Origin of the sequence: Sulfitobacter aestuarii (genome assembly GCF_042685005.1) — a bacterium.
GTDB lineage: Bacteria > Pseudomonadota > Alphaproteobacteria > Rhodobacterales > Rhodobacteraceae > Sulfitobacter > Sulfitobacter aestuarii.
This window is the reverse complement of record NZ_JBHUMP010000025.1, coordinates 22,322-29,444: the sequence shown is the minus strand read 5'-3', so window position 1 is coordinate 29,444 and position 7,123 is coordinate 22,322. Positions and strand designations below refer to the sequence as shown.

General features: G+C 61.0%; 7 protein-coding genes. 1 reads left to right on the top strand and 6 read right to left on the bottom strand.

What is annotated here, in order from left to right:
- Positions 1-102: 102 nt before the first annotated feature.
- From ACFSUD_RS17925 to ACFSUD_RS17900, 6 genes are all read right to left on the bottom strand, one after another.
- Positions 103-1,503, bottom strand: a complete 1,401-nt coding sequence (locus ACFSUD_RS17925) for an NAD(P)/FAD-dependent oxidoreductase (RefSeq protein WP_386375879.1) — start codon at positions 1,501-1,503, stop codon at positions 103-105.
- Between the two features lie 28 nt (positions 1,504-1,531).
- On the bottom strand, positions 1,532-1,918 hold the full coding sequence (locus ACFSUD_RS17920; protein ID WP_386375878.1) for a nuclear transport factor 2 family protein: 387 nt from the start codon (positions 1,916-1,918) through the stop codon (positions 1,532-1,534).
- A gap of 21 nt (positions 1,919-1,939) precedes the next feature.
- The gene (locus ACFSUD_RS17915; RefSeq protein ID WP_386375877.1) at positions 1,940-2,449 is read right to left on the bottom strand and encodes a universal stress protein; all 510 of its coding nucleotides are present in this window, start codon (positions 2,447-2,449) and stop codon (positions 1,940-1,942) included.
- Positions 2,450-2,464: 15 nt separating this feature from the next.
- A complete protein-coding gene (locus ACFSUD_RS17910; RefSeq protein WP_386375876.1) occupies positions 2,465-3,805 on the bottom strand; it encodes a TRAP transporter large permease in 1,341 nt (446 codons plus the stop codon).
- Between the two features lie 11 nt (positions 3,806-3,816).
- Complete coding sequence (locus tag ACFSUD_RS17905) at positions 3,817-4,377, bottom strand: TRAP transporter small permease (protein WP_386375875.1); 561 nt, start codon at positions 4,375-4,377, stop codon at positions 3,817-3,819.
- A 69-nt stretch (positions 4,378-4,446) separates the two neighbouring features.
- Positions 4,447-5,460 carry a TRAP transporter substrate-binding protein gene (locus ACFSUD_RS17900; RefSeq protein WP_386375874.1) on the bottom strand — a complete coding sequence of 338 codons (1,014 nt, stop codon included), beginning with the start codon at positions 5,458-5,460 and terminating at the stop codon, positions 4,447-4,449.
- Positions 5,461-5,620: 160 nt separating this feature from the next.
- Here ACFSUD_RS17900 and pdxR point away from each other — a divergent pair, with 160 nt between their 5' ends.
- Positions 5,621-7,120 (top strand): MocR-like pyridoxine biosynthesis transcription factor PdxR, encoded by a 1,500-nt coding sequence (gene pdxR / locus ACFSUD_RS17895; RefSeq protein WP_386375873.1) that lies wholly within the window; start codon positions 5,621-5,623, stop codon positions 7,118-7,120.
- Positions 7,121-7,123: the final 3 nt, after the last annotated feature.

Genomic DNA, 7,123 nt, shown 5'->3' with positions numbered 1-7,123 from the left:
GAACCGATAATGCCGAAAGCATTGTCGATACCATGCATCTGCAAGACCTTAACAAAGGCTTCTTCGGTGGTCATCTTCATGGTGTGTCTCCAGTTGTTAGGGTCAGAGAATTTCGTCTTTGACATAGTAGTAGGGGTACATCATCCGCTGGCCGAGCCTGCGGAAGGGTGTCAGTATGCCGTGGCTTGGCAGGGGCGAGGTGAAGATCGGGAGGTCGAGCTCCTTGCCCTCGCCCGCTACCAGCTGCGCCAGTCGCTTGCCGGCCTGGGCGGAATACATCACGCCGTTGCCGCCATAGCCCATGGCATAGTAGATGGTCTGTTTCGGATCCGGCTGATGAATGCGCGGCATCATGTCGTGGCTGACATCGACCCAGCCCCACCAGGAATAATCCAGATCGATGTTCTCGAGCGCCGGGAACTTGCGATAGAGACCCTTCTGCAGCAAGGCGAGGTGCTTGGGGTTTTCCGCATCCGCGCCCGTGATCGCGCTGCGGCTGCCGATCTGCACCCGGCCATCCGGCAGAAAGCGATAATAATGCCGCAGGGTGCGCGTATCGGTCAGCGGCGACATGGTGTGAAAACCGCATTCCGCCTTCTCCTCATCGCTCAGGGGACGCGTCACGATGGAGTTGGACAGAATCGGCATCAGCCGGTGCTTGGTCCGCTCGTTCAGCCCGGCGGGCGTATAGCCTGCCGTCGCTACCGCCACGGCCCGCGCGCGCACGGTGCCGCCCGGCGTGGTCAGGTGATGCACGCCATCCTTGACCTTCCAACCCATGACCGGGCTTGCGGTATGGATCGTGGCGCCGAGCTTGCGGGCGAGGCGGACGTAGGAAAACGCCAGTTTCGCCGCATGGATGCAGGTCCCGTCAGGCTCCCACATCGCGCCGCAGGCTTCCTGGTCGCGCACATGGCTCTCGTGCAGCTCCTCGCGCGAGATCATTCGGCTGGCATAGCCGAAAACCTCGTTGAGCAGGGCGCTTTCCTTCTCGAGCTTCGGCAGGACCTTGTCGCGGTGCGCGATATAGTAATGCCCGCCGGGTTGCGGATCGCAATCGATGTCATCCGAACCGATCAGATCGTTGAACAGATCGAAGGCCTCGCAGACTTCGACATGCATCTTCTTGGCCACATCAACGCCCCAACGCTCGATCCACTGTGAGCGTTTCAGCCGCCCGGAGGATATCTGCGCCTGCCCGCCATTGCGGGTGGAGCAGCCCCAGGCGACTGTATTGGCCTCGAGCACGGTCGCCTTGATGCCGTGCTCCTTGGCCAGATGGATGGCCGTCGACAGCCCGGTATAGCCCGAACCGATGATCACGACATCCACATCCATATCGCCCGAAACCGCGCCATCATCTTCCGGCGGTGTTCCGGCGGTGCCGATCCAGTAGGTCGGCGCATGGTCGCGGTTATGCCCGGGCCCGGTATCCATGATCGGATCATAGCGCGGGTCGTAGCTGGCTTTCGGCCAATGGCGGGGTCTTACTGAATCCGGCATCGGTTCATTCCATCTGAAAAGGTTGCGATTACGCCTTGAAGGCTGGGCGGGACTTGCGCAGTGCCTGTTTGACGACGATCTTGCCGTCGCGGAGGGTGAACAGATCCGCGCCTTCCGCTTCGATCCGCATGCCTTCGGCATCGGTGCCGGAGAAAGTCCACTCCGATACTGCCCGGTCGCCCTGCACAAAATGGCTGTGATGGTCCCAATGCGCGTCCTTCATACCGGCCCAGACGGCCGAGAACGCCTTGGCGATGGCGTCGGCACCTTCGATCTTGTTGCCATATGCGTGATCGCCGCCGACCGTGTAGAATACGCAGTCATCGGCGAAATGGGTCATCACTCCATCGACATCGTGACGGTTGAAGGCGTCGAATGTGTCGGACAGGTCCTGTGCGGTGAGGGTCTTGGTCATGTCTTGGTCTCCGTTTTCTGGTTATTTCTTGATGTTGCCGGTCTCGTCCCGATAGGGGACGACCAGCGTCGGGATCTCTGCTCGGCGCAGCACGCGCTTGGCAACGGTGCCGAGGAAAGTGTGGGTGAAGCCGTGGTCATGGGCGCCGAGCACGATCAGGTCGCAGCCAAGCTCTCGGGCGCGGCGCAGGATCACCTCCGCCGGATGCCCCTCGATCACCTCGACCGATGTCACCTGATCACGGATATTGCCGTCTTCACCGTCGAGCGCGGCCCAGAACTTCTCCTGCCGCTCCTGGAGCAATTGCGCCACCATCTCGCGGCGCTTGTCCAATGCCGAGCTGCGCGCCTTGTCGTTGAGCACGAACATCTCGATCGCGACACGCGCATCGTCGGACAGCGGCTCGCTCACATGCAGCACGTGGATCTGCGCTCCGGTGACCTGCGCGAGGCTCGCCGCGTGGCAGAGCGCATAGGTGGAATTCTCCGACAGGTCGGTGGCGAAGAGGATGTTGGTGATGCGCGGTTTCATGGTCCGGTCCTCAGCTCAATAGCCCAGCAGCCGCGGCAGCCAGAGCGACAATTGCGGGAAGAAGGCGATGACGAAGATGGCGATCGTATTGACCGCCGCGAAGGGCAGCGCGCGGATCGAGATATTCTCGATCGAGATGTTGGAGATGCCCGAAGCGATGAAAAGGTTCTCTCCCAGCGGCGGAGTCTGGAAACCGATGCCGAGGGTGCAGATCATCACTACGCCGAAGTGGATCGGATCGATGCCGACGCTGTAGGCCACCGGCAGCATCACCGGCACCAGGATCAGGATCGCCGCGAGGGTTTCCATGAACATGCCGACGAAGAGCAGGAAGAAGATGATCAGCGCCCAGATGATGTAGATGTTGTCGGTCAGCGACAGCATGCCGTCCGCGATCAGCGCCGGGATATGGTTTTCCACCAGCAGGCGGCCGAAGACAGTGGCGGTGAACAAGATCAGCAGCACGCGACCGGTCAGCCAAGTGGTGGTCTCGAGGCTGCGGTTCAGCGAGTCGAAATTGAGTTCGCGATAGATCACGATGCCGACGAAGAGCGTGTAGAAGATCGCCACGATTGCCGCTTCGGTGGGGGTGAAGAAACCGGTATAGATTCCGCCGAGGATCACCACGGGCGCCATCAGCGACCAGAACCCGCGATAGAGTTCGCAGAGGATATTGCGCGCCGACCAGCCTTCGGCAGAGCCGGTATAGCCGTGCTTGCGGCACAGGAACCAGTTCACGACCAGCAGGCTGCCGGCGATCAGGAAGGCGGGCACGAACCCGGCGATGAACAGCTTGGAGATCGAGACTGACTGAAACGTGCCGAATTTCTCGACCGCTTCCGGTGGTGCCGACATGCCGAGCGCGGCGATGCCGAAAATCACCATGGGAATAGACGGCGGGATGACGATGCCGAGCCCGCCCGCGGACGCGGTGACGGCAGAGGAATAGCCACGGTCATAGCCGCGTTTGATCATGGCCGGGATCATCAGCATGCCGACGGCAGCAGTGGTCGCCGGGCCGGAACCTGAGATCGCGCCGAAGAACAGGCAGGCCATGACAGTCGCCGCCGAGATGCCGCCCGTGAAGGGCCCGGCGAAGCTTTCCGCGACATTGATCAGCCGCTTGGAAATGCCCGCCGCCTCCATCAGCGCCCCGGCCAGGATAAAGGCCGGCAGAGCCATCAGCGGGAAGGAACCCACCGAGGTGAAGGCGATCTGCACGAACTTGATCGGGTTTTCGCCCAGATAGAGGAACGAGACCAGCGACGAGACGCCCAGCGCCACGGTGATCGGCGCACCGAGCAGCAGCAGCCCGAGGAAGGAGCCGAACAGGATTGATACGATAACACTTTCCATGATGTCTCTCCTCAGCCCACGCGCCCGCCGGGGTCGTCATGGCCCTGTTTCATTTCCTGACGGACCTCATCGAGGTCGATCTTGTCGGGATCATGGATGTCTTCGCCCTTGACCAGGACGCGGTAATTGACCTGCAGCACCCGGAACGTCATCAATGCGAAGGCGATCGGCAGGACCATGTAGATCCACTTCATCTCGATGCCGAGCGTCTGGGATTTCCAGAACTTGTTCATACGGTTGAAGACGAAATCATAGGCCAGATATACAAAATAGACGTTGAAGAAGATCCAGAAGAGATCCGCGAAGCCTTCGATCCACTTGACCCAGGACCGCGGCAGCATGCCGAACTGGAAGGTCACCCGGTTATGCGCGCTTTTCTTGGCGGCATAGCTTGCGCCGAAGAAGACGAACCAGACGAACATGTAGACCGACAATTCCTCGATCCATGAGAAGGAATAGTCGAACAGCTCGCGGGAGACGATCTGGACGAAAAGCAGGCTCACGAAGACGGCGAGCAGGATCCGGCAGAAATAGCTCTCGAAATTATTCAGCAACGTCCAGAAAGTCTTCATGTGCGATGTCTCCCCCCGATCAGTCCGGATGCGCGGCGATACCGCGCATCCGTTTCGCTTTCGTCCGGCTTACTCGACCGGGTCGCGGCCCAGCTCGGTCAGCACTTCGTTGAGTTTCTCGACGCCGCCGATGGAATCGTAGAACTGCGGCCAGACGGCCTCGGTTGCCAGGCTGATGAACTCGGCCTCGTCATTGGCAGGATCGGTGATTTCCATGCCGCGGGAGACCAGCTCTTCCTTGATCTCGGCTTCCTTGTCGCGCAGGAACTGGGCCGAGAATTCAGTGGCTTCCTGACCGGCGGCCAGCACTGCCTGCTGCTCTTCCTCGGACATATCCTGGAACACGGCTTCAGAGACGATCAGCGGCTCGATCGAGAACAGGTAGCGCAGGTTGGTGACGTATTTCTGCACCTCGTCGAACTTCATCGCATAGACGGTGATATAGGGGTTATCCTGACCGTCGACGACTTTCTGCTGCAAACCGGCAAAGGTTTCCGACCATGCCATCGGGGTCGGGTTCACGCCCCAGGATTTGTAGGTGGCGATCATGATCTCGTTCTTGGGTACGCGGATCACCAGACCGTCGAGGTCTTCTACCGTCTCGACCGGCTTGGCGGAGTTGGTCAGCACCCGGAAGCCGGAATAGGCCCAGCCGATGATGCGCACGCCGGCGTCGCGGACGGTGTTTTCTACCAGTTCCTGACCGATGGGGCCCTGTGTGACCTTTTCCGCGTCCTCAAGGCTGAGGATCACGTAAGGCAGGGTCAGCGTCCCGACGCTGGGCGAGAACGGGGTAATGTTGTTGATCGCGAGGATCGAGAAATCGAGCGTGCCGATGGCCGCGTCGTTGACAGTGTCCTGCTCCGACCCAAGCTGACCGTTCAGGAACAGGCTGGCGGTATGTTCGCCGTTAGTCTTCTCTTCGAGAGCGGAGATGAATGCCTTGCCCAGCGCTTCCTGGGTGCCGCCGCCGCCATCGCCGACCGCGATCTTGAATTCCTTGGCCTGTGCCGCGCCGAAGCTCAGCAGCGCCGTTGTCGCGGCCAATGCCGCAATCTTGTTGAACCGGGTGATGATTGTCATGGGATTTTCCTCCTCCTTGGTGAACGCGCCGGTTGCGCGCAGCCCAGAGGATCTTGATCTCCCTGTCCTCGGGCTGATTGCCCAATATCCGTGAATCCCCGGCCAAGCTTAGGACCAGATTGACGTTTGACTTAGACCAGGAGTTCTGGGACAGGAGCATATGCCCATCCAACGCGTTCCCCCAGAGATTTTCTTTCTCGACAAGAGCTCGGACCGCTCCCTGCAATCGCAGATCCGTGAGACGGTCGTCTCTTCGATCCTCTCGCATCAGGCCGCGCCTGGAGCGAGCATGCCCTCTTCACGCAATCTCGCCAGCCATCTCGGGATCGCGCGCATGACGGTGACGCTGGCCTATCAGGAGCTGGTCGCACAGGGCTATCTCGAAGCGCGCCAGCGCAGCGGCTATCTGGTTGCCGATATCGACGCCGACCAACGCATGACAGCCGCGCGCAGCAGGCCCAAGGCGTCGGGATCGGTCGACTGGAACCAGTTCCTCAATTCGTCGCTGGCGACACGGCAACGGGTGCAGAAGCCGATCGACTGGCGCCGTACGCCCTACCCGTTTCTCTATGGGCAGATGGATTCCCAGCTGTTTAACCATGCCGCCTGGCGGGATTGCGCGCGTCAGGCCATGGGACGACGCGACTTTGACGATATGGCCGGAGATTTCGCGGCTTCCGACGATCCGATGCTGGTAAATTTCATCCGCTCGCGGATCCTGCCCCGACGCGGTATTTCAGCCAATACCGACGAGATCATGGTCACCGTCGGAGCACAGAACGGGCTGTGGCTGGTCACCGAACTGTTGACCCGCAAGCCGTTGAACGCGGTCTGCGAGAACCCGGGCTATCCCGATACGATCCAGGCCCTGCGCTGGTGCGGCGCCAAGGTCACCACGATCGATGTTGACGGCGACGGGTTGCTGCCCGACCGGATCCCTCAGGACACCCGCGCGGTCTTCGTCACGCCGAGCCATCATGCGCCGACCGGCGCCACGTTGCCGCTGGACCGGCGCCGCGAGCTGCTGGCCCGAGCGGAACGGGACAATTTCGTCATTGTCGAAGACGATTACGAATTCGAGATGAGCTTCCTAGGCGCGCCGAGCCCCTCGCTGAAATCTCTCGATGAGGCGGGCCGCGTGATCTATGTCGGCAGTTTCTCCAAGGCGCTGTTTCCGGGACTGCGGCTTGGCTATCTCGTCGGACCGCCGACCTTGATCGCAGAGGCGCGGCAATTGCGGTCCCTGATCCTGCGCCACCCGCCCGGTCACCTGCAGCGCACCGCGGCGTATTTCCTCGCACAGGGACATTACGACATCCTGATCCGCGACATGCGCCGCGAATATGCCAAACGTCGGGAGGTGATGCAAAAGGCGCTCGCCTCGACAAGCATCGAGGTCGCCGGGGCGGCGCGGTTCGGCGGGTCGTGTCTTTGGCTGAAAGCGCCTGCGGGAACCGATACGGTCTTGCTAGCCAGACAATTACTGGAGGATGAAGTGCTGATCGAACCCGGCGCGCCCTTCTTTGACGGGGCGCAACCGCCGACCGAGTATTTCCGCCTCGGCTATTCCTCGATCCCGGCAGAGCGGATCGAGGAAGGCGTCAGGCGCATTGCCGCGAGGCTTGCGACAGGCTCCGCGCAGGCTCCCGAAATGGAATAGCTG